18 protein-coding genes are annotated in these 25082 nt (G+C 47.5%); 13 read left to right on the forward strand and 5 right to left on the reverse strand.

Annotated elements, in window-relative coordinates; translation table 11 throughout:
• Positions 1-355 precede the first annotated feature (355 nt).
• Together MHI01_RS24875 and MHI01_RS24880 are read left to right on the forward strand one after the other, a co-directional pair.
• The gene (locus tag MHI01_RS24875) at positions 356-580 is read left to right on the forward strand and encodes a helix-turn-helix domain-containing protein (RefSeq protein ID WP_017692532.1); all 225 of its coding nucleotides are present in this window, start codon (positions 356-358) and stop codon (positions 578-580) included.
• A gap of 231 nt (positions 581-811) precedes the next feature.
• Complete coding sequence (locus MHI01_RS24880; protein WP_340984335.1) at positions 812-1351, forward strand: DUF4303 domain-containing protein; 540 nt, start codon at positions 812-814, stop codon at positions 1349-1351.
• Positions 1352-1491: 140 nt separating this feature from the next.
• Here MHI01_RS24880 and MHI01_RS24885 read toward each other — a convergent pair whose 3' ends face one another.
• Positions 1492-1839: a hypothetical protein gene (locus tag MHI01_RS24885; RefSeq protein WP_340984336.1), complete on the reverse strand. Its 348-nt coding sequence runs from the start codon at positions 1837-1839 to the stop codon at positions 1492-1494.
• Positions 1840-1985: 146 nt separating this feature from the next.
• Here MHI01_RS24885 and MHI01_RS24890 point away from each other — a divergent pair, with 146 nt between their 5' ends.
• The 4 genes from MHI01_RS24890 to MHI01_RS24905 all read left to right on the forward strand — a co-directional run bounded on the left by MHI01_RS24890 (position 1986) and on the right by MHI01_RS24905 (position 5340).
• Positions 1986-2849, forward strand: a complete 864-nt coding sequence (locus MHI01_RS24890) for a MurR/RpiR family transcriptional regulator (protein WP_076211241.1) — start codon at positions 1986-1988, stop codon at positions 2847-2849.
• 9 nt (positions 2850-2858) lie between these two features.
• A complete protein-coding gene (nagB, locus tag MHI01_RS24895; RefSeq protein WP_047841345.1) occupies positions 2859-3587 on the forward strand; it encodes a glucosamine-6-phosphate deaminase in 729 nt (242 codons plus the stop codon).
• A complete protein-coding gene (gene nagA / locus MHI01_RS24900) occupies positions 3584-4804 on the forward strand; it encodes an N-acetylglucosamine-6-phosphate deacetylase (protein ID WP_340984338.1) in 1221 nt (406 codons plus the stop codon). Before nagB ends, nagA begins: the two co-directional genes overlap by 4 nt.
• A 164-nt stretch (positions 4805-4968) precedes the next feature.
• Positions 4969-5340 (forward strand): hypothetical protein, encoded by a 372-nt coding sequence (locus MHI01_RS24905; protein WP_047841215.1) that lies wholly within the window; start codon positions 4969-4971, stop codon positions 5338-5340.
• 827 nt (positions 5341-6167) lie between these two features.
• Here MHI01_RS24905 and MHI01_RS24910 read toward each other — a convergent pair.
• From MHI01_RS24910 to MHI01_RS24920, 3 genes are all read right to left on the reverse strand, one after another.
• A complete protein-coding gene (locus MHI01_RS24910) occupies positions 6168-7754 on the reverse strand; it encodes an oleate hydratase (RefSeq protein ID WP_340984339.1) in 1587 nt (528 codons plus the stop codon).
• Positions 7755-7909: 155 nt separating this feature from the next.
• Positions 7910-8485: a TetR/AcrR family transcriptional regulator gene (locus MHI01_RS24915; RefSeq protein ID WP_340984340.1), complete on the reverse strand. Its 576-nt coding sequence runs from the start codon at positions 8483-8485 to the stop codon at positions 7910-7912.
• 1046 nt (positions 8486-9531) lie between these two features.
• Positions 9532-10887 (reverse strand): dipeptidase, encoded by a 1356-nt coding sequence (locus MHI01_RS24920; protein WP_076329046.1) that lies wholly within the window; start codon positions 10885-10887, stop codon positions 9532-9534.
• Positions 10888-11102: 215 nt separating this feature from the next.
• On the opposite strand from MHI01_RS24920, the gene MHI01_RS24925 reads away from it, so the two are divergent.
• The 7 genes from MHI01_RS24925 (at position 11103) to MHI01_RS24955 (ending at position 23862) form a co-directional block, all read left to right on the forward strand.
• Positions 11103-13508 carry an AraC family transcriptional regulator gene (locus MHI01_RS24925; RefSeq protein WP_340984341.1) on the forward strand — a complete coding sequence of 802 codons (2406 nt, stop codon included), beginning with the start codon at positions 11103-11105 and terminating at the stop codon, positions 13506-13508.
• A 333-nt stretch (positions 13509-13841) separates the two neighbouring features.
• Positions 13842-14771 carry an ABC transporter permease gene (locus MHI01_RS24930; protein ID WP_340984904.1) on the forward strand — a complete coding sequence of 310 codons (930 nt, stop codon included), beginning with the start codon at positions 13842-13844 and terminating at the stop codon, positions 14769-14771.
• Between the two features lie 12 nt (positions 14772-14783).
• Positions 14784-15671 carry a carbohydrate ABC transporter permease gene (locus MHI01_RS24935; RefSeq protein WP_340984342.1) on the forward strand — a complete coding sequence of 296 codons (888 nt, stop codon included), beginning with the start codon at positions 14784-14786 and terminating at the stop codon, positions 15669-15671.
• Between the two features lie 18 nt (positions 15672-15689).
• Positions 15690-17195 (forward strand): extracellular solute-binding protein, encoded by a 1506-nt coding sequence (locus MHI01_RS24940; protein ID WP_036673488.1) that lies wholly within the window; start codon positions 15690-15692, stop codon positions 17193-17195.
• Positions 17196-17434: 239 nt separating this feature from the next.
• Positions 17435-20788, forward strand: coding sequence for a glycosyl hydrolase (locus MHI01_RS24945; protein WP_340984343.1), 3354 nt, complete (start codon positions 17435-17437; stop codon positions 20786-20788).
• 17 nt (positions 20789-20805) lie between these two features.
• Positions 20806-21627 carry a polysaccharide deacetylase family protein gene (locus tag MHI01_RS24950; protein ID WP_340984344.1) on the forward strand — a complete coding sequence of 274 codons (822 nt, stop codon included), beginning with the start codon at positions 20806-20808 and terminating at the stop codon, positions 21625-21627.
• A 90-nt stretch (positions 21628-21717) separates the two neighbouring features.
• Positions 21718-23862, forward strand: a complete 2145-nt coding sequence (locus MHI01_RS24955) for a glycoside hydrolase family 88/105 protein (protein WP_340984346.1) — start codon at positions 21718-21720, stop codon at positions 23860-23862.
• Between the two features lie 190 nt (positions 23863-24052).
• Here the strand turns inward: MHI01_RS24955 and MHI01_RS24960 are convergent, their stop codons facing one another.
• The gene (locus MHI01_RS24960; RefSeq protein WP_340984347.1) at positions 24053-24928 is read right to left on the reverse strand and encodes a DUF72 domain-containing protein; all 876 of its coding nucleotides are present in this window, start codon (positions 24926-24928) and stop codon (positions 24053-24055) included.
• Positions 24929-25082: the final 154 nt, after the last annotated feature.

The raw sequence follows: 25082 nt of genomic DNA on the forward strand, positions 1-25082 counted from the left end.
GGTCGGACAAAACAGTGGCAGGCTTTTCTGCGTCGTTTAGGGGTTGGAGAACAACTTGCATTTCAGGATGTGATGGATGCTCTTGTTTCTTTTCTTGAACCTGTTTATCATTCAATAATTGATGAGAAAGAGTTTTTTAAGCGTTGGAGTTATACCGAAAGGGCATGGAAGAACAATAACTGATTAATACATAATTTTTTGAACTATGCACCAACTATTTTAGAGGGATGTATGCAAATTACTGCCCATTTTTCTTATAAAACTGAACCAACGCCCTTGACCTGACATAAGATGAGTTGACTGTATCCCCTTAACCTTGTTACACCAACACAACCCGAGCAAGGAGGGGTGAACATTGAAGGGTATCGATCATAAAAGCAAATTTTTGTTGACCCACCGTGAACGCGAAGTATTCGAATTACTGGTTCAAGACAAAACAACGCGTGACATCGCAGGGCAGTTATTCATCAGCGAGAAAACGGTGCGTAACCATATTTCGAATGTGATGCAGAAACTCAATGTTAAGGGTCGTTCGCAGGCAGTTGTCGAGCTGATTAAGCTTGGAGAACTGAAGATTTAGTTGCGAATTACAGTTAGGATTAAGTAGCAGCATGAAAGCCTTTCTCTATTCTTTGTCATGAAGAATGGGGCAAGGCTTTTTTGCTGTGCTGGATCATGAATTTAAGAAAGATCCGAAACGTAGCATCGCTTGTTTTCATTATTTTAGTAGACCATAATGATTACATATATGAAACAGATAAGGTAGTAAGTAAGGCTTGAAATTGAAACAATGGTAGAAAGGATGATCTAAATGGACCTTTTCTTAAATGAATTTGAAGACCATTTTCGTGCGGGTTTTCTGCCCGATCTAGAACAAACGCTGGCTAAGGTTCAGGATGAGGAAGTATATGCTTGTGCATTTGGAACGGACAGTGATTGGGTAACGCTGTTCATGGCGGTAAATACAGAGGAATCCCTTGCTGGGCATATTGTGAGTATGAAAGAGCAAGGGCTATGTGATAGTGAGGAGGACGAGATCTATTACAGATGGGGCTGCTCCGAATATCAATATGGCGAGGATACGCACTTTAACCACATCAGCCGATTGTTGTATGTAACAGAAGAAGTTCAGGAGTATAAAGATGAGATCATTCGAATCATCGCCAAAGTTGTAAATGAGACAGCAGATGACGTTTTTGCCCGATATGGACAAGCAAAAGCAGACATTACGTTCTTTGTTTCTCTAACAGATGACGATCTGGCGGAGGAGATTGAAAATCAATCGGTTCATCACATGACTGTCCCCAGCTTAGCCAGTAAGTTCTTAAAACGATATGATGGCATCAGTTAGAACGAGTTAACTTGAGTTAAATTGAATCAAAATGAATTGAATCGTTGTACCGCGAAAGTCTTTCCTATTCTTTTATCCAAAGAAGGGGAGAGGCTTTTTTTGTTTTAGAGTGAAAAATGAAATAACCGAATTTATATCACTTATAGATTCCTATTCATTTGAGTGAACATCCTCCATCTTTTCTTCGATAAAGGCTGATAAAAAAGCTGCTCCAGCTGCTCAAACTGTGCTTCGTTTAGATGAAGATGGAGTGCTCTTTTCGCAATTTTGGCGGCAGGCTGGGAAGAAGATTTTCGGCCTCCGGCTTTTCGTTTGATCGGAATATGAAATTGCAGCAGGTCTTCGAGCTGATTCCAGCCCTCCCAACTCAACCGACCTCCGCGTTTCCAGTCAATAGCATAAAGGGCATAATAGGCATGTGCTTCTGTTTGTTTGGTTGCAATAATCCAGGTGGAAGGAATGAACTTTTTCCGTTGTCTTCGATTCATTGAATTGCTCCTTCTTTTGATATTGCAAAAGTCATGTTAAATTCCTCTTGATTTGCAGGGTCGTCTTGATTAGAATAAAGTTATAAAAATAATTTTCTTAATTTATTAAAAATAAATAAAAATAATTTTCATAAAGCGAGGTCCTCATGGCAGCCATATTACGTGCGTTGCAGCAAGAACTGAATAACCTTCCGTCTCAGGAGCGACGTATTGCCGAAGTCATTATGCAATCTCCATCGGACATTCCCGGCTGGACGATTAGTCATCTGGCAGAGCAGAGTGGCACAAGTGCGGCGACGGTGACCCGCTTTTGCAAGTCGTTTCATTTCAAAGGTTTTCCCGATTTCAAAATGAAACTCGCTGCAGAATTGTCCCACGCATCTGATGAAACGGCGTATCAGGATATTGTAGCGGGCAATTCACTATCCAAAATTGTTGAAGCTATCGAAGCCAACCACCTCGCGTCTATTGCAGATACCACCCGTTTGCTGGATTTGGGCAGATTGGAGCAAGCCGTTCAATTATTGTGCCAGGCTCGCCGCATCGACCTGTACGGTGTGGCCACCTCTTCGATTGTTACACAGGATTTCTATCAGAAACTGGTGCGGATCGGCAAGAGCTGTACGGCTTTCTCCGACTCACACATGCAGATTACATCCGCATCTTCGCTCGCCGAGGGAGATGTGGCGATGGCCGTATCCTATTCAGGCGAAACACCAGAGACCATCGATGCCCTGCATTGTGCCAAACAGGCCGGAGCTTCTACGATTTCACTGACTTCCTATGGCAGTAACAAGCTTGCAACTGTATCCGATATCCCACTCTTTACGTCCTCTCTGGAAGAAGGCATGAGGCGTGGAGATATGGCTTCCCGTATTGCACTCCTGCATGTGGTCGATATTTTGTTCACAGGCATGGTAAGTGCCGACTTCGACCGTTTTATCCCCAGACTGGAACAATCCTATCACAATGTGCAATCTTATCGAGTCCAACACAACGGAGGTGCCTGACAGATGAAGATGAATATACGCATTTTTGAAAATGAAGAAGATTTGAACGCCACAGGTGCTGGCCTCATTTCTAGCTTGTTGCAGACCAAACCACGGGCTGTATTGGGGCTTGCGACAGGAAGTTCTCCTGTAGGCATATATAAACAGCTTATCACGCTATATCAGAAGGGGCTTGTCAGCTTCTCACAGGCTTCTTCTTTTAATCTCGATGAGTATGTCGGACTTCCAACAGAACATCGTGAAAGTTACCGCAGTTTCATGAACGAACAATTATTCAATCATATCGATATAGATATTACTAGAACGCAAGTGCCTGATGGTCAGGCTGCCGATCTGGAACAGGAATGTAATTCCTATGAACAAAGGCTGGACGATCGTGGCCCGGTAGACCTTCAACTGCTGGGCATCGGACATAATGGTCATATTGGCTTCAATGAACCGGGAACTGAACTTACAGGACGAACACATGTCGTGGATCTGAAAGACGAGACGAGAAAGGCAAACGCACGCTTCTTTGACAGCATTGATGAAGTTCCGGCTCAGGCGATTACAATGGGTGTCGGTACCATTTTGAAAGCCAAACAGATTCTGCTCATTGCCCGTGGCGAGGAAAAAGCCGAGATTATTCGCGAAGCTTTTATGGGCCCAATCACAACGGCCTGTCCTGCATCGCTTTTGCAATGTCATCCAAATGTGGTGGTACTGCTGGACCGTGCAGCAGGGAGGCTGGTGAGATGACCGGAGCGAATAGCCATGAACCTGGGAGCCAGCGTGATGAAAATATTTCTCTTCTTCGGGGCAAGCTGCTCCTTTCAAATGAGATATTGGAAGACGGTGTATTAGCTTGGAGGGATGAGAAAATCCTCTATGCTGGGTTACCTGAAGGTCTGCCCGAACAGATTCGAAGAGAGGCTTTGCCGCTGTCTGTACCGGAACGCGGCCTCATTGTGCCTGGATTCATTGATATCCATGTGCATGGTGGGAACGGAGAAGACTTTATGGACGCAAGCCCGGAGGTGCTGGACAAGATCTCTTCTTTTCATAGTACGCAGGGAACAACAGCGATGCTTGCAACTTCCATGACGGCTCCGAAAGAGCGACTGGACAGCGTACTTGCTGAAGTGGACCGCTACCGTTCCGGTGAAATGCCATATGCACAGCTTGAGGGCGTACATCTGGAAGGTCCATTTTTCAGTCCGAAATGGCCTGGTGCGCAAAATCCGGAACATATCATACTGCCTGATGTATCCTGGCTCGAAGCATGGGAGAAGCAATATCCTGGCCTGATCCGTCAAGTTACGTTGGCACCGGAACGTGAAGGCGCGCTGGAAGTCATTTCATGGCTGCGAGAACAACGGATTACAGCGGCACTCGGTCACACGGATGCGACCTATGAAGAGGTGGAGCGGGCAGTTGAGGCAGGACTACATCATGCAGTACATACGTTCAATGCCATGACACCGCTGCATCACCGGCTACCCGGGGCTGCCGGAGCCGTGCTGAGTGATCCACGTATCAGTGCTGAGGTGATTGCCGACGGAATTCACGTGCATCCTGCGGCGATCTCAATCTTGGCTCAGCTGAAGCAACATGATGATCAACTCGTGTTGATCACGGATGCCATGTCTGCTACGGGACTGGATGATGGGGAATACAAGATCGGCGATCTGCCCGTAATCGTGAAGCATGGGGAGGCCAGACTGAAGGACGGCGGCGCACTGGCGGGAAGCACGCTGACGATGATACGTGGTTTCCGTTACCTGGTACAGGAAGTGGGCTTGAGCCTGAACGCTGCATCACGTGCAGCAAGTCTGACCCCGGCACGCCTGCTGGGCATTGATCACCGGACAGGTTCCCTGGCTCAAGGCAAGCAGGCAGATATCGTTTTGCTGAATGCGGAGTTGGATATTGAGGGTGTGTGGGTGAAGGGCAGACGGATCGGCGAGTCATATTAGATTTAGAAAATTAGTATCGTGCTAATAACTCTCATTTGTGATGAATTAGTCTTCGGAGTTAAAACTTGGCTTTTATCTGTGTAGAGGCAACACCTTGCACAATATGTTAAAATAGATCTCAAAAAGACGGGATCTGCGGATCACGCATAACGGAGGCGTGAAACATGGAACGTAACGCTATGCTCGAACATGATCCGTTCATCACAGTGTTGGCGGAGAAGTTGCACATACACGGATATTATGCCTTTTATGGCGAGCATTACAATGAGACCGATATGGAGCTGTACCGCAGGCATCTGTTCACATCATTCAGCAACATCGTATGGGTAGAGCTGGATGCACGCAAAAAGTATATGATTGTTGATCATCGTGGACGCAACACGGTTATGAAACTGATCGAAGGTATGCTGAACACGCGCAGAACGCTCCGAGCAAACCAGGCAATGGCAGGTACGGACACCGCTGGAGTCCAGCAGGAGATCACACATTTATCCAAGCTTGTGCACATGCTGAAGTTCACAACATTCCGCACATAAACGAAGTGTGATATGTAGGCTGTAATAAGCGGCGTGAGTAGGAAGAGTATAATATGTGGCATTCATAAGGGATGAGTATCAACGAAAAAATGAAAAGTAACACCAAGAATAATAAGAACAATAAGAACAACCACATGAGTATACATGAGTAACTAGGAAGAGTTATAAGTTAAGTCTCAAGAAAGAATGAACTAGGATCTCGAAAACAACATTTCACTACGATTCTATTCTCATAAGTAGTTTTCTCCGTAGGCCGCGTAGCGCTAACGAATCTGTGAAGCCTTACTCCAATGATTTGGCAGTCATAGAAAATGTAACGAATCTCAGACACGCTATTTAATGGAATTTAACGATATTTCGTTACTTAAACATGTCTAAAGCACAAATAAAGTGTCTACGATTCGTTAGATTTTCAAACCTGCGAAATTTTAAGTAATAAGGTTTGTGAGGTTCTTTAGACGACAGTTGGCAATCTCGATGAAAGCTATGGGTTGGACTTAGATAGTACACGAGTAAACGAAAGAGAGAGTCCTGTCATAGCTGACGGAACTCTCTCTATTTTCTTTATACAACGACTCTTCAGTTTAGCAACAACCATATTCACTCATTAACTCGTTCAACGGGGATGCAAGCTTCTGAAGCTAACTCATGTAGTAACTCATATCTTACTAACTTGGCACTATCCGTAGAATTAAGATAACAAAGCTTCCTAAAGATCACAAAGTTACTCACCGAATTCTATAGATATCTCCAAAGATCTATCCCCATCCACAGATCCATCCAACATTCCTTCATTCATCTAATGTCTGAATCCTCATGAAAAGCAATTATCTAAACGAAGTCACAAAACTACTGAACAGCGTCCGAACATCATACTGATACTTATTGATCGGCTCAATTGGCCGGTTCTCTCCGAGAAGAGTGTAGACGGCGATTCGTGCTGCTCGGACCGAATATTCTTCTGTGAATACCACGTCATCGGGAATCTCGCAGAATTGGCTGATAAAGGCCAGATTGGTGGAGCCTTCAGGTACAACCTTTGGTCTGTCGCTGTTTAGTCTAGGCATGAATTGCGCTGTAATGTATGGCATCATGCAAGGAATGCAGTTGGCGGTAGCCATGATGTCCTCTTGATGTTCCTGAAAATGAAGATGGCCGATCAACTCCTGCATAATCTCTTCCCCTGTACAGTCGCACATTCTTTTCTTCACGTAATCGCCCACGTTATCCGGGTATAATCCGTATCCCCAGAATACGTTGACATGCTCCGGCTGACCGCGAAAGTGCGGTTGAAAGGCTAGAACGACAGACATGAACCAGCTGGAATCCTTGAAAGTAACCAGAGCACCGGTACCTGCCCGGTTGCGTGTGAATTTCTCCATCAGATCAAAGAAGACCGAATCCTGGAAGGTGGCCGTAAACGATTCCCATTTGGACTCATCCACATGATCATTAAATGAAGAAGGATTGCCCAGCAACGGTTTCTTGGCGGCAATGTTCTCCCACAGCTTCCATGAGCTGCCCTTGCCGTTCAGTTTCGGTGCGGAAGTCATGGAGCCGATATCGGCCCCTTCGGTCATCGAACCGTTTGTGACAATGACGAGATCACCTTCGAGGATGTCAATGACTTCCTCTTCACCTTCCCTGAGCACATGCATCCGACTTACCGTAATGCCGTCTCCGTCTTTGAAATCCAGATCGGTAACCGTACATTTCAGCGTGAAATCTACGCCAAACGGCTCCAGGTAGTTATGCAATGGCAGGATAATCGAGTCATATTGGTTGAACGGTGTGCGGGTGACACCTTCCAGCGTTTGAATTCTTGGGAATTCGTGAAGAAAGCGAAGCATGTATCTTTTGAATTCCACGGCGCTATGCCAAGGCTGGAAAGCGAAGGTGGTCGCCCACATATACCAGAAGTTTGTTTTGAAAAAATGAGGGCCAAACCAGTCGTTGATTCGCAATTTACCCAGCGTGTCTTCAGGAGTAATAATCAGTTTGCCCATCGCCAACCGGTCCGCCATATCAAAACCCATGGAGAGCACATCTTCGACCTTGCCGTCACGGTTGATGAGCCGCGCATTGGAATGTGTGGGATTGGCATCGTCAAATTCGGTGATTTCCTGTCGGACAGATATGCCCGGACGGTCGATGGAAGGGATGGAAGCCAGCAGCTCCCATAGATTCTCATAGGCCTCGTCATTGAGCATCCGTCCGCCACGGATGATATATCCTTGATCGGGATTACCAGCACCGTCATTGCTGCCGCCGAGAATCGGCATTTCTTCGATAATGTGAATGTGTTCTCCAGGAAAGCCACAATCTCTAACCAGATAAGTTGCACCCGCCAAAGATGCAATGCCGCCGCCTACAAAATAGACCTGTTTATTACCATGTTCTTTCTTCACGATCATTCGCCTCCAAAAGTTACTGTAATCACATCCCTAATGTAAACCTTGCAGGTTCCGTAAGGTATGATCAAAAGAAAGGGAATGTCCAATTTTTGGTCACTTGTAGTAAAGTGTCTAAAACCTAGGCATAGATCACATGTGAAAAAAGCCGCGCATCCTTAAGTGGATGGCAGCTTATTCTCATACCTGTGCAGTGCTCTCAGGACATTGCCTTCGATTAGCTCACTGAGCTTCTCAATAATCTGTTTTGGCGGTTCTTGCATGTTGCCCCTCATCCATTGAATGATCAGCCCGGTGAAAGCCAGGGTATAAAAGTTGGCGACAAACTCTTTGTCTTCACCGCAGACCTTAATCCCACAGGCCAGCTCATCAATAACACCCATGATCAGATCATGGGTTACTTCATAGAGGTATACATCCAGGTGGGTACGCCCGAGCGAGTTGAGTGTGTTGCAGCAGAACGTTTTGTTGTTCTCGATGTAACAAAAGATTTTATAGAATCCGTCCGTCCATGTGCTGTAGCTTCGGTACTCCGTAAGACTCTCCACCGCTTCAGTCTGATAGATCCACCCAAGTAGCGCGTAAATATCCTGAAAATGATAATAAAAGGTTTGCCTGTTCACGCCGCAATGATCAACCAGATGTTTGACCGTAATCTTGTTCAATGGAGTATGCTCCATCAGTGATTTAAGCGAGTGAGCCAGCGCATTTTTGGTCAGGTGAGAAGTAGACACAACATTCACCTCATCATTTTGGATTAGCTTGCCGGGGCGCAACAGCAGGTAAACACTCATGGCAAAAGTCCCGCGCCGAAGTCGCTGAACATAAGCAAGTCAAAACGCAGGAATCCCGAAAGACCCTCCCATCCACAAAACCCCTTTAGCTATCAACATCTTCGTTACCCGATCCACATCATACTCCATAAGGTTCATTCTAAGTACTGAATATCAATCGATTCAAACAAAACTCCAAAGGCCAACGCTTGAGTTATCTCTATCAAAACCCTTAAAAGTTAGCCGTCGTCTAAAACCAGTCACAATAAAGCAACCGCTGTAAAAGCTGAAACCTAGTGAAGGAGACCGAATCAAAAAAGACTATAAGGTCGCGTATGTTATCTCCCATACACTAAACCATTAAAACCGAGACCTCGTCTATAAAATCAGTCATAGGAACAATGATAACGAAGTTATCGAGAAAAAAATCGAAAAAGTGTTCAGTAGCCCATCCTTAAGGTAATCTATCACACTAACCCATCAAAGTGAGACCCAACCCTCTAAAGCACCATGATAAAGCTACAACGTAACGATCGAGACAAAATCAAAGAAACGGCCTATAGGGCTACCATGTTGTTATCACTAATACACTAACCTTTTTAAAAGTAAGCCTCCATCGTCTCCATCATAAAAAGCAACCATCAAAAAAACTACAATTTCACCAAAGAAACAAGAACCAAAGAACCAAAGAAACAAGAAACAAAATCAAAAAAACAAAAAAACAAAATAAATCAAAAAAACGACCCGAAGGCCGTCATTTTGTTCTCCCCATTACACTAACCATTCAATAGTTAGGCTCAATCCTAAAATCAGTCATGCGAGAAGCTGCAACGTAGTGAAGGGGACGAAATCGATTCTGAAGAAGCGGAGCGTTCGCCTTTATCGTCGGATTTTACCCTTTGAGAAGGGGAATCCAAAAAATCCGACGATAACAGCGATCTAAAGAACGATTCGGCCCCGGAACGTCCACTCAGCACGCTCTCATGAACTGGTTTTAAACACGATGATTACAAACTCTTCAGAAATTGAACAATCGTCAACAACCCTTTATCAAAGTTCTCCAGGTTGAAGTGCTCGTTCGGTGCATGCAGGTTCTCATCCGGCAAGCCAAAGCCCATCATAACAGCAGGGATTTCGAGTACACGTGAGAGCTTCTCAACAATCGGAATGGAGCCGCCATCTTTGGTAAAGAGGGCACGAACGCCATACACGTGCTCATACGCGTCTGCTGCTTTTTGCAGAATTGGATTGGAAGGATCGGTATTGAAAGCAAAAGCTTTCTCGATCTGTTTCACATGCAATGTTGCACCCGGTTGAACGTTAGCGCGCAGATGTGCTTCGATACGATCCAATACATGTTGTGGATCTTGATCCGCCACGAGGCGGCAGGTGATTTTGGCATGAGCTTCCTTCGGAATAACCGTTTTGCTGCCTTCGCCTTGGAAACCACCCCATACGCCATTCAGTTCCAATGTTGGACGAGCGCCAACACGTTCCACGAACGAGTAACCTTCTTCGCCGTACAATTGCTCCAGCCCAAGGTCTTGACGAAGCTGTTCTTCATTGAAGCCTTGTTTCACAAATTCTTCTCTCATCTCAGGAGACAGTGGCAGTACGCCGTCGTAGAAACCATCTACACTTACACGGCCTTGCTCATCATGCAACGAAGCGAGCAGTGATACGAGTGCGTGCAGTGCGTTAGGTACACCACCACCAAATGAACCGGAGTGCAAGTCGGTATTGGCTGTGTTCAGATCTACGTGAAGCGAGCAAAGGCCGCGCAGGCCTGTAGAGATCGCCGGCTTACCTTTTTCAAGCAAGGACGTATCCGAGATCAGTATCATGTCTGCACGCAGCTTGTCTGTATGTTCATTCAGATAGATGGGCAAGTTCGGGCTGGAGATTTCCTCTTCGCCTTCGATACAGAACTTGATATTAACTGGAAGTTCCTTGTTTTCGGCGAGAATGGCTTCAACTGCCTTGATATGTAGGAAGATCTGTCCTTTGTCATCCGTTGCACCACGGGCATACAGCTTGCCATCACGAACGGTAGGTTCAAAAGGAGGTGTCTCCCACAGGTTAAGCGGATCAACAGGTTGTACATCATAGTGTCCATAGATCAGAGCCGTTGGTTTGCCGGGTGCATGCAGGTGATCTGCATAGACAATCGGATGTCCAGCCGTTTGAATGACCTCTACGTTTTCCATGCCTGCACGTGTGAGCGCATCTGCTGCCCATTGTGCTGCACGATTAATATCCTCTTTATGCTCTGAAATGGCAGAGATACTTGGAATGGACAACCATTCATTCAGTTCTGCCAGGTGTTTTTCTCTATTTTGTTCAAAATAAGTCTGTTCTTTCATTAAAAAGGCCTCCTTCATGTTTGCTATATCTCATTGTAATCCATTTTGTCATGTTAATAAAACATTGGTTAAAAAAATGATCGGTTACAGATCGTTTCATTCACCTGAGGATTGTGCGTATAATACAAGAAAAGGATTTCATCCATATATTCTCAGGGGAGTTGAGGAAGTTTCCATGACAGTCAGACTCGATGCAAGCAGGCAGGTGAGCAACGATGGAACCGACTAGGAGCGATCGAATATTTGGCAGATTCAAGCGGTTATCCGATTTGAAGGCTGGAAGGCATAAAGGACGATTTTATCGGAACAGCCTCATGCTTATTTTACTCATTGCCAGCATTCCCGGACTAATCACAGGTATCGTCATGTATCAACAGGTTGTTGGCCGGATGGAATCCGAGTTCAATCAGATGCACCAGAACCAGATTGAGAACCGGGCACGTAATGTGGATGACCAGCTGGCTTATCTGGAGATGAACTTATCCCATTGGGCTTTTGAACCGAGGTTTGGCAATGCACTGCGAACGCTGGATTTTGTGTATTATTTTAATGAGACGCAGGAGATTGTGACTACCTTATACGTATTACAAGGTTCCCATCCACTGATCAAGTCAGCACAGCTGTATTTGCAGGAACCGAAGCCAATCTTGTTTAATCGGGATTATACCGAATTGAACGATGAAGCGAAAGTACAAGCCTATGATCGATACCTTTCCATGGGGAACCACGTGTACTGGACAGATTGGGTTTCCAGCATCAACAGTGATACCGAACCTTCGACCAACGATAGTCCACTGCATACGGATGCAGGCAATGCACTTGTTCTAGTACATAAGATACCGGGGGAGAGCATTAATCCGTTTGGTGCACTGATCATCACGCTGGATAACGAGAAAGTCGCCAGTTTATTGAAAACGCTTACTCCGTATGACGAAGGTTTAACGTTCCTTATGGATCAGGAAGGAAACACACTGGTTACCGGGAATCCGGGAACGGCGGGAGAGACTTCTGCTTTTGAGCAGCAGCTAAAAGAAGAAGTAGCCCTGCATGCGGACAGCCGCTCATTCCTGTTCCGATATGAGGATCAGACCTATTCTGTCTCATACGGTTCATTGAGCCGGATCGATTCAGACTGGACTTACGTGTCCGCAGCACCTTTGACCTCAGTCACTTCGCCAGTCAAACTGGTATCCAAAATCATCGTCATTGCGAGTGCAGGCAGTCTCATCCTGGGATTATTGTTATCCTGGTTTGCTTCCCGCCGCATCTATTCGCCTGTAGCACGGATGCTGCATCTGCTTACGCCTGGCAGAAACGAAACAACACCAACGGATGCCAAGCTGGACGAGTTTAAGCTACTGGAGCAACAGTGGAACGAATTGACCTCCCGCAATGTCACGGCACATCGCCAATTGCAGGAGCAGCTTCCCCATCTGCGCGACAGTTTTGTCTTACAACTTGTACAGGGGCATCTATATGCCTATAACGAGCAGGATCTTCAGCAGCGGATGCGTCATCTGGGATTTGAGTTGGAGGGCCAGCAGTTTTTGTTGGTGCAGATGTATTTTACGGGGTACGAGCAGCTGCAAGGCAGATTTGGAAGCCAGGACACGGGATTAGTCACCTTTGCAGCAGTGAATATTACACAGGAAGTTGCGAAAAATTATTTCAGGCAGATCAGTGTCATGAACTTTCATGACCTGTCTTCCGCCATGCTTGTGATCGCTCCCCAGGACGAACCTGTGAAGTCACAAGCGCTGTTATGGGGACGGGAACTGGTGGAGGTCATTGGACGTACGCTCAAAATGAAGGTGACCTTGATGGTCAGTCGCCCGGCAGCTTCACTACAGGAACTGCCCGGACGATTCGTCGAGATGGAACAGGCCGTGGCTTATCGCAGTGTGGAGGAAGGAAGTCAGATTCTCGATCTGGAGGATGAGGCGTGTTTCAGCAGAAATGAAGCAGCTTCCTATCCGCTTGGGCTGGAAAGGGAATTGTTACAGGCGGTCAGGCTGGGCAAACAAGCCGAAGCGGAACGTGTGCTGGAACAATTCATGAGTGAGATTACGCGGACGGGCAGTACCGAATTTCAGGTGCAACAGATGATGCTTCAATTGCTTGGCAGCATTCAGCACATGATGTTGCAAACGGGTGTCACACCTTATAAGCTGTTTGGTGGTTACAACATGTATGAGCAACTATCCGGTATTCGTGAACCTGTACAGATGAAGCAATGGATGATGAATGAGGTACTCATACCTTATATACAAGAGGTTGAGGTACGATCGCAGGAACCGCTGAAACTGGTGGTGGAACGAACGATGTTGTATATCGATACACATTACCGCAGCGACATTTCGCTGGAGAATTGTGCTGACGAGGAGCAGATGACACCCTATGCACTGAGTAAGGCTTTCAAACAGGTATCGGGCATCAACTTTATTGATTATTTGACACGTGTGAGAATGGATGCGGCGAAGCAATTGTTGCGGGAGACAACGATGAAAATCAATGATGTTGCAGCGGCTGTGGGATATCAGCACAGTTATTTTAATCGGATCTTCAAGAAACAGGAGGGAGTTACCCCGAGTCAGTATCGCGATCAATGGTTTGGACAATAACCTTTTATATCTTTGTCATTTCAGACCGGCATTCGGCTTTAGCGGATGCCGGTTTTTTCTTTTTTTTACCGTGATACAAAGAAGGATAAACCCGCAAAAATGTGCAATTCTACCTGCTACGTTATGTGCAATTTCTTGTGAAAATGGCGTTATAGCGGGCTTTTCGGCCATCATGTCGTAGCAATGCAAAAAATGAAGGTTGCCGGAAACCAGGCGTCTGTATAGTCTGAATAACAGGTTAATTGATAACGCTTACATCGTTGAGGGAGGGGAGACATGATGAACGGGAAGACGGACTGGAATACCAACGGCACTGCAACTGCTCAAGCGGATATGGCAACAAGACCATTAAAACAAGAGTCCAATTGGAAGAGGCGGATCAAACGAAACAAGTGGTTATATGTGCTTGTGCTTCCCGGCTTTTTGTACTTTGTCATCTTTAAATACTTGCCCATGTGGGGGATCATCATTGCCTTTCAGGACTACCAGCCTTTCCTGGGCATCCGGGAGAGTAACTGGGTGGGGCTAGAGAACTTTACGAACTTTTTCTCCAATCCGGACTTCTACCGACTATTACGCAATACGCTGGTCCTTGCCCTGTATGATCTCATCTTCTTTTTTCCGGCACCAATCATTATCGCTTTGTTATTAAATGAAATTCGGGTCGCTTTCTTCAAAAGAACGATTCAAACACTGGTCTATGTACCCCATTTTGTATCGATGGTTATTATCGCGAGTATCACGTACGTGTTCCTGACCCCGCAGGGCGGGGTGTTATACGACCTGATCGCCTGGATTACAGGCAAGCCTATTGATGTACTCTCCAGCCCGGGTTCGTTCCGCCCGCTCATTATTGTTCAGATGATGTGGAAGGAGATGGGATGGGGCACAATTATTTTCTTGGCAGCCCTCGCAGGTGTCGATACGGAACAATATGAAGCCTCCATTGTGGATGGTGCAGGACGGTTACGGCGGATGTGGCATATCACGCTTCCAGCCATTCGTACGACCATAGTCATTTTGCTTATTCTCAGACTGGGGAACTTCCTCGATACCGGATTTGAGCAGATCTATCTGATGACCAACTCCCTCAACCGGGATGTGGCGGACGTATTTGATACGTATGTGTACACGGTAGGGATTACGCAAGGTGCATTCAGTTACAGTACCGCTGTGGGACTATTCAAGTCTGTGGTGGGGATTATCCTGGTGCTTGGCAGTAATAAACTTGCGAAAAAATTCGGCCATCCCGGAATTTATTAAGGAGGAGCGCCCATGAACAGCCGTCTATACAACAGCCCTGCCGGCAAGGTATTTGATATCTTCAATTACGTCATGCTGGGGATTCTGGGCATATTAACCGTCCTTCCGTTCCTGTATATTATAGGGAATTCTTTCGCAACGGAAGCCGAGATCACCGAACGTAGTTTTTTCCTCATCCCGAAGGTATTTTCCTTTAGTGCATATGAGTATATTTTCTCCTCGTCCACGATCTTTCGCAGCATTGGTGTTTCCATCTTCATCACGGTGGCAGGGACACTGGTCAATCTGTTCTTCACCCTAACGATGGCCTATCCACTATCCAGAAGTGACTTCTGGGGCCGTAACGTCATAATGAACATGGTGATTTTCTCGATGTTATTTGGCGGTGGCATGATTCCAACGTATCTCGTCATTCGTGGACTGGGACTGCTCGATTCTTACTGGGCCCTTATGCTTCCTGGCGCGATCAGCGCTTTTAACTTAATAGTTGTCAAAAACTTTTTTCAGCAAATGCCGCCCGGGCTGGAGGAAGCGGCCCGCATCGACGGCTGTTCGGATCTTGGGGTGCTGTGGCGAATCGTTCTGCCTTTATCCAAACCGGTCATTGCCACGTTTGCCTTGTTCTACGCCGTAGGCCACTGGAACAATTTTTTCTCCGCACTGCTGTACATTTCCGACAGTGACAAATGGCCGTTACAAGTCATGCTGAGACAGATCGTGTTACTCTCGCAAGCCAGTGTCGGAGATATGGCAAACATGGACCCCAATTTTGTACAGCCACCAGAGCAGTCGATCAAAATGGCGGTGATCGTTGTAGGTACCATTCCGATTTTGCTGGTGTATCCGTTTTTGCAGAAGCATTTTGCCAAAGGTGTCATGTTAGGTTCAATCAAAGGCTAAAGCCAAGGGGGAGAACGTATGGGACAAAAAACGGGATTCAAAAAAGGTGCACTGTTACTCTCTGCGTCACTGGTATTGAGTACAATTCTGGGAGCATGCTCCACGGATAAAACAGGTTCAGGGAGCGCTGCCGGTGGCACAGACGAAATTACCATTATGCTGCCGAACTTTGAAGCGGAGAATCCGCCGGAGAACAGCCCGGTCATCCAGAAGCTTGAAGAACTGACCAAGGTGGATGTGAACCTGCAGTGGGTGCCAAGCAGCTCGTACGAAGACAAATTTAACATCACACTGGCTTCGGGAAAGCTGCCTCAGATTATGGTGGTGTTAGGGAAGTCTCCGAGTTTTATCAATGCGGCACGAACTGGAGCATTCTGGGAGCTTGGTCCTTATCTGAAAGATTATCCGAATCTGAGCCAGATGAATGAAATCATCACCAACAATGCGTCCATCGATGGCAAAACCTATGGGATCTACCGGGCACGCGCCCTAGGACGTAATGGGGTTACAATCCGAAAGGATTGGCTGGAGAAGTTGGGGTTGGAAGAGCCAAAGACGATTGATGAATTTTACAATGTATTGAAAGCGTTCACGAAGGATGATCCAGACGGTAACGGCAAGGATGATACGTACGGTCTGGTTGCCAGCAAATTCACAGGCCCGTGGGATAACATGCAGGTATGGTTTGGTGCACCCAACAAGTGGGGAGATGATGGCAGTGGAGGCCTGATCCCGGCGCATGAGACACCAGAATACATGGAAGCCCTGAAATTTTTCCGGCAAATCTATAGCGAAGGTCTGGTGAACAAGGACTTTGCCGTGATGGATGCAACGAAACTTCCTGATCCATTTGTGAATGGGCAAGCCGGTGTCATGGTGGATGTAGCAGATAATGCGCAGCGGATGGATCAGAAAATACTCGATAAAGACCCCAATGCGACGGGACGCGTGGATGTGCTGCAAGCGATGGAAGGTCCAAAGGGATTGCGTGATATGCCAACGTCCGGCTACTCCGGCCTGATTGCGATCTCCAAAAGCAGTGTCAAAACGGAAGAAGACCTGAAGAAGGTACTGAGTTTTCTGGATCAGCTGAATGAACCGGAATTGCAGGCATTGTTGTACAACGGACTGGAAGGCAAGCAGTATGAGAAAAAAGAAGACTACATCATACCGAGCACTGACAAGCTTGCGCTCCGCGACCTGCAAGGTTTAAATCAGATTTTGATGTTTGTGCCGGAAGACAGAACGCTTCGTGTCCAACAGACACCTGTCCGTGAAAAGGTTGCACAGGTGCAGAAAGCCAACGAAGAGATTGTCATTGCCAATCCTGGCGAACCGCTGATCTCTGATGTTTACGCTCAGAAAGGACCGCAGCTGGACAATATCATCAACGATGCACGGATCAAATATATCGTAGGTCAGATTGATGAGAAAGGATTCGAAGATGCTGTTGCCCTTTGGAAGAATAATGGCGGAGACGATTATGTGAAAGAAGTTAATGAACTGTACGCTGCACTGAAGTAGTCTTATAAGCCAAAGCCCGGTAGCCGTGCCTTCAGTGTAGGGGAAACAGCCGGGCTTTCCTTATCGCTGTAATGGCTTGATTCGCGAACAAAATTTCATCCAACTTTCTGGAAATTATGACTTCCTGAATATGGTTTTTGATGTATAATCAAAACAAAAAAAACCTATATGAACTGAAATGAACGTTATTGGTAAAGCTGGACACCACACACTCTTGGACACGCAGGGAGGAAGGCAACATGTGGAACGGGGATGCTTTTGAAAATCCCGAGGCGCAGTACCGGGTTCATCCCTTTTGGTTCTGGAACGGGGATATGGAAGAAGAGCAGATAAAGCGGCAAGTGGCTGAGATGGCGGCGCAAGGTGTAGGTGGATTCTTCATCTGTCCACGTCAGGGACTGCAAATTCCCTATCTGTCGGAAGCGTGGTTTGATAAGGTGCGGATTGCAGTGGAAGCGGCGGCTGCTCACGGCATGCAAGTATGGTTATATGACGAATATCCATATCCAAGTGGGATGGCTGGTGGGGAAGTGACCCTTGATTTCCCTGAAGCGAAGCAGCGACAGCTCGTACATCATCAGTTGGTGGTTCAGGGCGGAGAAGCTGTGGATCTGGAGTTACCATGGGGACGAGTCTTGGTTGCCAAGGCGATTCCCAAGGATGAACAGGGCAAACGGTTGTGGCATGAATCCATTGACTTGCGCAGCAAAATCGGTAATATCCAGACCGATCAGGTGTATCAGGAGACCGGACTCACATCGTATAACCGCAAGCGGTTCTTCACCTACCGAACAGCGTTCCGCTTGTTGTGGGATGTTCCCCCGGGTGATTGGGAGTTGATTATATTTCAAGAAATGGAGATCGACGATTTCAAATATTACGGCAACTTTGTTGATCCTTGCCACAAGGAAGCGATGAGTCGTTTTATTGAACTGACACATGAGTGTTATAAGTCAGCGGTTGGAGATCAATTTGAGAGCGTAATCAAAGGTATGTTCTCGGATGAGATTGCACCGCTGGGCCGTATCCCCTGGTCACCACAGCTTCCCCGTTATTTCAGCGAGCGTTGTGGTTATAGTCTGATCGATTCGCTACCGGCCCTGTTATATAGTGATGTTCCGGACGCGCATCGGATTCGGTATGACTACTATCAGTCCCTACATCTGCTTCTCCGGGAGTCCTATCACAAACAGGTGCATGACTGGTGTGAGGAAGCAGGAATCCAGTACGCGGCAGAGGTGCCTGGCGTACGGATGACCACCCAGTTGTTCAGTCATATGCCAGGTGGTGATTCGGCCCATGAGAAAATCGGACGATCCTTATCGTGGATTCTGGAACGGTATGGTCAAAAGATGCGTGACAATCCCAAGATGGTCAGTTCGCTTGCCCGGCAATTGGGCCGAAGCCGCAATCTGATTGAATGTTTTCACAGTGTAGGCTGGTCCATGACGCTACAGGATGCCAAGTGGATGATTGATCGTATGGCCGCCATGGGCACTAATTTCTATAACTTTCACGCCTTTTTCTATACGATTGGTGGGCTTGCGAAGCATGACGCACCACCGTCTCAATTTTTGCAGAATCCCTACTGGAAGCATTTCCGGCAGTTGGGGGATTACACCGGACGGTTGAGCTATCTCATGAGCACCGGAACAGCAGATATTCGTATTGCCGTGCTTGACCCAACGACGACATTCTGGAGTCTGATGGGTAATCCGCTGCATGGATTTGAGTATAGCGGCGAGGACGAAGCAGAACGGGTGCAACTGGAGCGCCTGACGAAGGACTGGATGAGGATCACGACACATCTGCTCGAAAACAGACGTGACTATGATCACCTTGACCCCGAATTGTTGGTTGAAGCTGACTTAACGGATGGCATCATTCAGATCGGCGTTGCCCGTTATGACGTATTAATTCTGCCACCGATGCTGAATCTGGAGGCCGTGGCCTGGGAACAGGTGAAGCGATTTGTTCGGCAGGGAGGAACTGTCATCTCTGTTGGGATGCCTCCGCATATTGCGATTCAGCAGGGAAGTCCAGAGGGAGATGAAGCTGCCCAGTTCTTTGGTGCGGACGAGCAGCCGCAAGAGGTGTACTGGGGCCGTAACGTGACAACAGATCACGATAACCGTGAAACCATGTGGCATCAGGGTGAGGGGAATGCCTATTTTCTACCCGCAGGAACGGGGCAGGGAGATGACTTTTCGCTGGAGCTAATCTCTCTCCTGCTCGATCAGGTATTGCCGGAACCCATCTGTTGGATCATGGAGGAGGAAAGTGCCTCCCTGCTGATGCACACCCGTGAATTGTCGGCTGGAGAGCATATGGTTTTCTTGACCAATCAGGAGGGTCAGGACCTGAAGGGACAATTGAAGCTGGTCACCAGGCAGTTGTGGGATGGAACGGAGCTGACAGAGGGTGCTTGTCTGGTGGCAGAACGACTTGATCTGGAGACAGGGCAGCTTCAGACATTGCCGTATACGAGCAGTGGCGGGGAATGGTGCATTTCACTAACGCTGGCGCCTTATGAAGCGCATGCTGTTCGTCTTACTTTACAACCTGCGAAGGAAGAGGCATTAACAACGAAGGTGGATGTAACAGACAAAACGGGTTCGACGTTCGTAACGGATGTATTGGCAGGAGCTAATCAAGCCTGTAAGATCATGGTCCCTTCGGAAGGGCCATGGCGACTCGAAACGGTGCAACCTAACATTTTGCGAATGGGACAATTCCATCTTCAGGCTTCCAATGTTAATGGTGTGATTCTGGAAAGCCAGCATGTAGCTGTAAAACCGTTTATTGATCAGGCGGCAGAATTATCGGAGCAGCAGCATCTGTCAGTCCAGTTTAATCAGGTATTTGGCACACCGAAAAAAGCATCCTTAGCCTATCCCATCGAATGTCGATATACGACTACATTTGAGCTAAGAACGGCATTGCCTGCATGTTTGTTATTTATGGATAGAGCGGCGATCTCGGGCAGTTGGTCCATGGAGATTAATGGGCAACCACTTGAAAAGGAACAATTCGATCCAATCGAAATAACCGACCACAATAACATTGCTTGTGAGATTACGGAGTTGCTGCACAGCGGTCTCAACGAAATGACGGTCATCGTACAGGTAACGAAAGATGAGGATGGCATTGTGGATCCCTTGTATCTACAGGGAAGATTCGGCGTGGAGTTCCATCATGAAGGCATGGCTTCGCTCGTGCGGGAGTCGGACACGGCCCTTTGTATCGGACCAGAACCGCAGCCGCTGTATCCCCATTTTGCCGGGGAAATGAGTTATAAACGCACGTTCTGGCTGGATGAGCCAGGGGAAGATATTACCTCGTTTGAATTAGAATTTAGCGATTGGCGGGTGCAGGATGTGACGGAAGTGCGGGTGAACGGACATAGTCTGGGTGTGAGATGCTGGTCTCCGTATCGTTGGAAAGGAGAGGCCTCCTGGTTGCGTCCGGGAGACAACGACATTGAAGTACGGATCACGAACACATTAATTGGCCTGCTGGAAGGTACGTATTTTGATTCAGAACATCATCGATTACAGGATGCAGGTCATGTACCTGTTGAAGAATTGGGATAAAGGAGTGGAAGTAAGGGATGGGACATCGTATTCAGTTTGACCGCTATCCAGGTGGTGTGATGAAAGCGTTAACGCTCAGTTATGACGACGGAGTGGTGCATGATCGTAGACTGGTGGAAATCTGTAATCGGTATGGTCTGCGGGGAACCTTTAATCTGAACTCCGGTACCCTGCGTAATCCAGGCCGCATTGAGGCTGGGGAAGTCGCTGAACTTTATTCGGGGCATGAAGTAGCCGTTCACACGGTTACTCACCCTACGCTGCCTTATGTTCCGAATGAACTACTGACCGAAGAGATTACGGAGGACCGAAAAGCATTGGAGCAGCTCGTCGGTTATCCGGTACGAGGCATGGCTTATCCCAACGGAGGGTATGACCGTGCGTTAAGTACAAAGCTGGAGTGGCTTGGCATTGATTATGCCCGTACCGTTGAATCACATGGGAGATACACGTTGCCAGATCGGCCGCTTGAATGGCATCCGACGTGTCATCATAACCATGATCTGGCGGCGCATGCCAAACGTTTTATCCAACATTCCAAAACAGGTACGCCACTATTACTCTACGTCTGGGGTCACAGTTATGAGTTCAATGACAACGACAACTGGGAGATCATCGAACAGTTCGGTGAGCAGATTGGCGGCAGGGACGATATCTGGTATGCCACGAACATCGAAGTGATTGCCTATTGGAAAGCGGTGCAACGATTGGAGTGTTCAGCAGATCGCTCCATCATCCATAATCCGTCTGCCATCCCGGTTTGGTTCACGGCTGACCAGCAGGTTGTTGAAGTGCAGGGTGGAGAAACATTGCGGCTAAGCGAACGAATCAAGGTATAAGGAAGGGAGCTGACGATCATTCGTTATTTTCATGAGAACGAGGCGATTGCAGGCAAGGTATACGATTCAATTCCGGATATATTAACTACGGTGGCTCAGCGTTATATTGGCGATCATCCGAAACATTCCTTTTTGTTCAGAGCTTATCATCAGGGAGGTTTTCGTAGACTTGGAGATTATCGTTACGACCTGAATCTGAATGAGAAATGCGTTGGGGCGCATGCAGGGCAGTACGTGTATGTATGGGGCAAGTTATGGAGCGAGCAGAATACAACGTTAAATACGGGCTTGAACTGTTATAGTCCGGTGACGATTTACGTGAACGGTGAAGAGGTATTCAAGTCTGAGCTGTTGCAGGAATTATTTCCCGAGCGAAGAACCCAGATTCCGATTTCCGTGAACTATGGCTGGAATGATGTATTGCTGTGTTTTGTCAAAACAGAAGTGGGATTCGGCGGTATCTACGGAACAGCCTCGTTCAAAAATTTCCCGCTGCACTTCCTCACTCCTGGGGCAGATCGTCAGGGTCAGGAGGGCTGGTTATATTCGGAACCCGTCGATGAACCTGTAGTATCTCTTCCTCGTGACGGCATGACGGAAGAAGAAACGGGTCTTACCTGGTATCCGCGCAGGGGCTGGACAGATGAGGAGCAGAGCATGGGTTCTTTTGCCCGTATCTTTGGTACAGAAAAGCCCGCTGTTGCCTACGCATGGTCCAGATTGGATGTAACTTTGCCAGGAACATCACCAGTTATTTTAAAAGGTCGTCATGATGGAGCTTTGACCCTGTATGTGGATGGCACGGAAGTATACTCTGCTGGAAGCAGCGGTAATTTCCGCGTTGAACTTCCTCGCCGTTACGGTACATCCGATCTGGTGGCGAAAGGTGAAATTCAGGCAGTCGGCGGCTCATGGGGATTCACGTTGGAATATGCCGAGCGTTCGGATTCCAAAGGCTGGAGACTGAAATCGCCTCATCCGGTTGCGGGATGTTCTAACCCCTTGCTGTACACGGGTGTGTTTGCTCCCGGTGCTGAACCATCGCATGTCGACATCGTGCGAACAGATACCGTATTTGATGATGGCGCACAAGGTGTGTATTGGCGGGTAGATCTTCCCGACACCCATGTTCGTCCTTACCTGGAAAATACACATTACGGAAAGTGGAATTATCCGCTTGGCGTTACCCTGCTTGGACTGCTACAGATGGGACAGGAATTGGGACGGGATGATTACATTCAGTATGTGCGGCAACATATTGAACTGAGTACTTCATTTGATCGCTATGGTCTGTGGGATCGGGAAGGGTACGGTGCGGCAGGGATTAATAATCAGCTGTCTGCCATCGACAGTCTGGATGATTGCGGTTCGTTTGGATCTACACTGCTCGCTGCGATGGAGTTGGGCGATATTCGTGGGGGAAGAGATACTGCGGATCGGATTGCGGGCTACATTACGGATGAGCAGGAACGTTTGGAGGATGGTGCCTTTTACCGGGTTCGCGGCAGTGGGGAGATGCGTCAGGAGACGATGTGGTGTGATGACTTGTACATGAGTACACCTTTTCTGATGCGTTATGGTCAATTGACAGGAGATGCGACGTACTGGGATGATGCGGTCAATCAGTTCCTGATGTTCCGTAAATACCTCTACCTTCCCGATCAACAGATCATGTCCCATGTGTATGATTTTGTGCGTGGTCGGGCGACAGGTATTCCATGGGGACGGGGGAACGGCTGGGTGCTCTTTTCATTAACCGAATTGTTATCCATCCTGCCGTATGATCATGTGAAACGGTCGGAACTACTACAGTTCTATCGTGATTTAAGTGAAGGTTACTTAGCGTTGCAAGGGGAAAATGGACTATGGCATCAGGTGCTGAACCGCCCGGATTCGTATGAAGAAACCTCCTGCACATCCATGTTCATCTACGCTTATGCCCGTGGTATTCGGGAGGGCTGGCTGGAACAGCCAGAGCCCTATCTGGAGGCAGTGCGCAAAGGATGGGTAGGCATGACGCGCTTGTCGATTGACTATAAAGGCAATGTATACGGGGTATGCCGGGGTTCCGGGTACTCGTTTACCGCCTTGTATTATCGCGATGATCTGGGATGGAATCTGAATGATACCCATGGGATCGGTATTGTGCTCTTGGCTGGCATTGAATTGTATAAAATGAACCAGCAGCTCCGTGAGGCGCATATCGATTCTTCGGTTACAGCCGCGCAGCGCTGATGTTTGACACAACGAAACGGATGTATGTGGATAGCCTTCTATAGGTAGATTACCAGTTAAAGAAAGCGGCAAAGCCTCCGGGCTTGCCGCTTTTAGTTTGTTTCCAATTTCGAATCCGATCTGCATAATAGCAATGATAAATACACTTACCTTCACCCAATAATATGAATAACTCCGTTTATAGCACGTATTAAAATAGCTCTAGCTGCTCCGGTCCTTCTTCCTTCTCCGGTTCAGAACGGTCAGGGAAAGGCTTCACTGGCTGGTCCAGCAGGTCCATCATCATCTGGGCATTCGCTGCTGCATCACCACCGGAGTTGTTGTTGAAAATAACATAGACATCCTTGCTCTGCTCCTGCAATTGCTCCAGATACCCTTTCCACTCCAACAGCTCTTCCTTGTTGTAACGGTACAGGTAACGGGTCTCGCGCCAATTAGGCGCACCATTCTGATGCCAACCGGACACATTGCGTCCGTGCAAGCGCACCAGCGTCATCTCGGAATCCGTCGCCTGTGGCACGATGGGGATAGAACCTAGACCTGCCTGAGGTTCGTCACAGACGCTGTGAATCCAGCCTTGCTCTTTCAGGAACGAAAGCGTGCGCTCTCGCATGTCACCTTCATACCAGCTACGATGACGGAATTCCAGGGCACACGGAATGCCCTCCATTCTCAGTTTCACTTCACGAAGCTCTTTCACGTTGTCTTTATTGCACTCAAACCAAGGCGGATATTGAAACAAGGCTGCCTGCATCTTGCCGGCTTCAATGACCGGTTCCAGTGATTCCCGAAAAGCCTTATACATCTCCGACGTGCTGGTGAAGTATGGTTTGCCTCGCAGATGTCCGGTCATTCCCTGATAGGCTTTGATGATAAAAGCAAAGGATTCGGGCGTCTCTGCAACCCACCGTGCCATTCGATCCCGCGGCTGAACGGCGTAGAAAGAACTATCCACCTCCACGGTGGAGAAGTACTGTCCGTATAGACTGAGCTTGTCTTTGGCTTTGGTACGGTTTGGATAGAGATCTTCCTGATCCCCCCATCCGGTAAGTCCGATGCGAATCATAAGAACACCTCCTGTTGCTTTTTGAACAACCTCTTATAATTAACCGATTTGCAGGCATATGTCTAACATTATATCGTGTGCATTTTGGCTCTTCAATGTTGGAGCAGCTTTATAATTGATTTTATGAATACGGCATTGATGTCCATGAATTGAT

This window comes from Paenibacillus sp. FSL M7-0656 (genome assembly GCF_038003225.1).
Lineage (GTDB): Bacteria > Bacillota > Bacilli > Paenibacillales > Paenibacillaceae > Paenibacillus > Paenibacillus amylolyticus.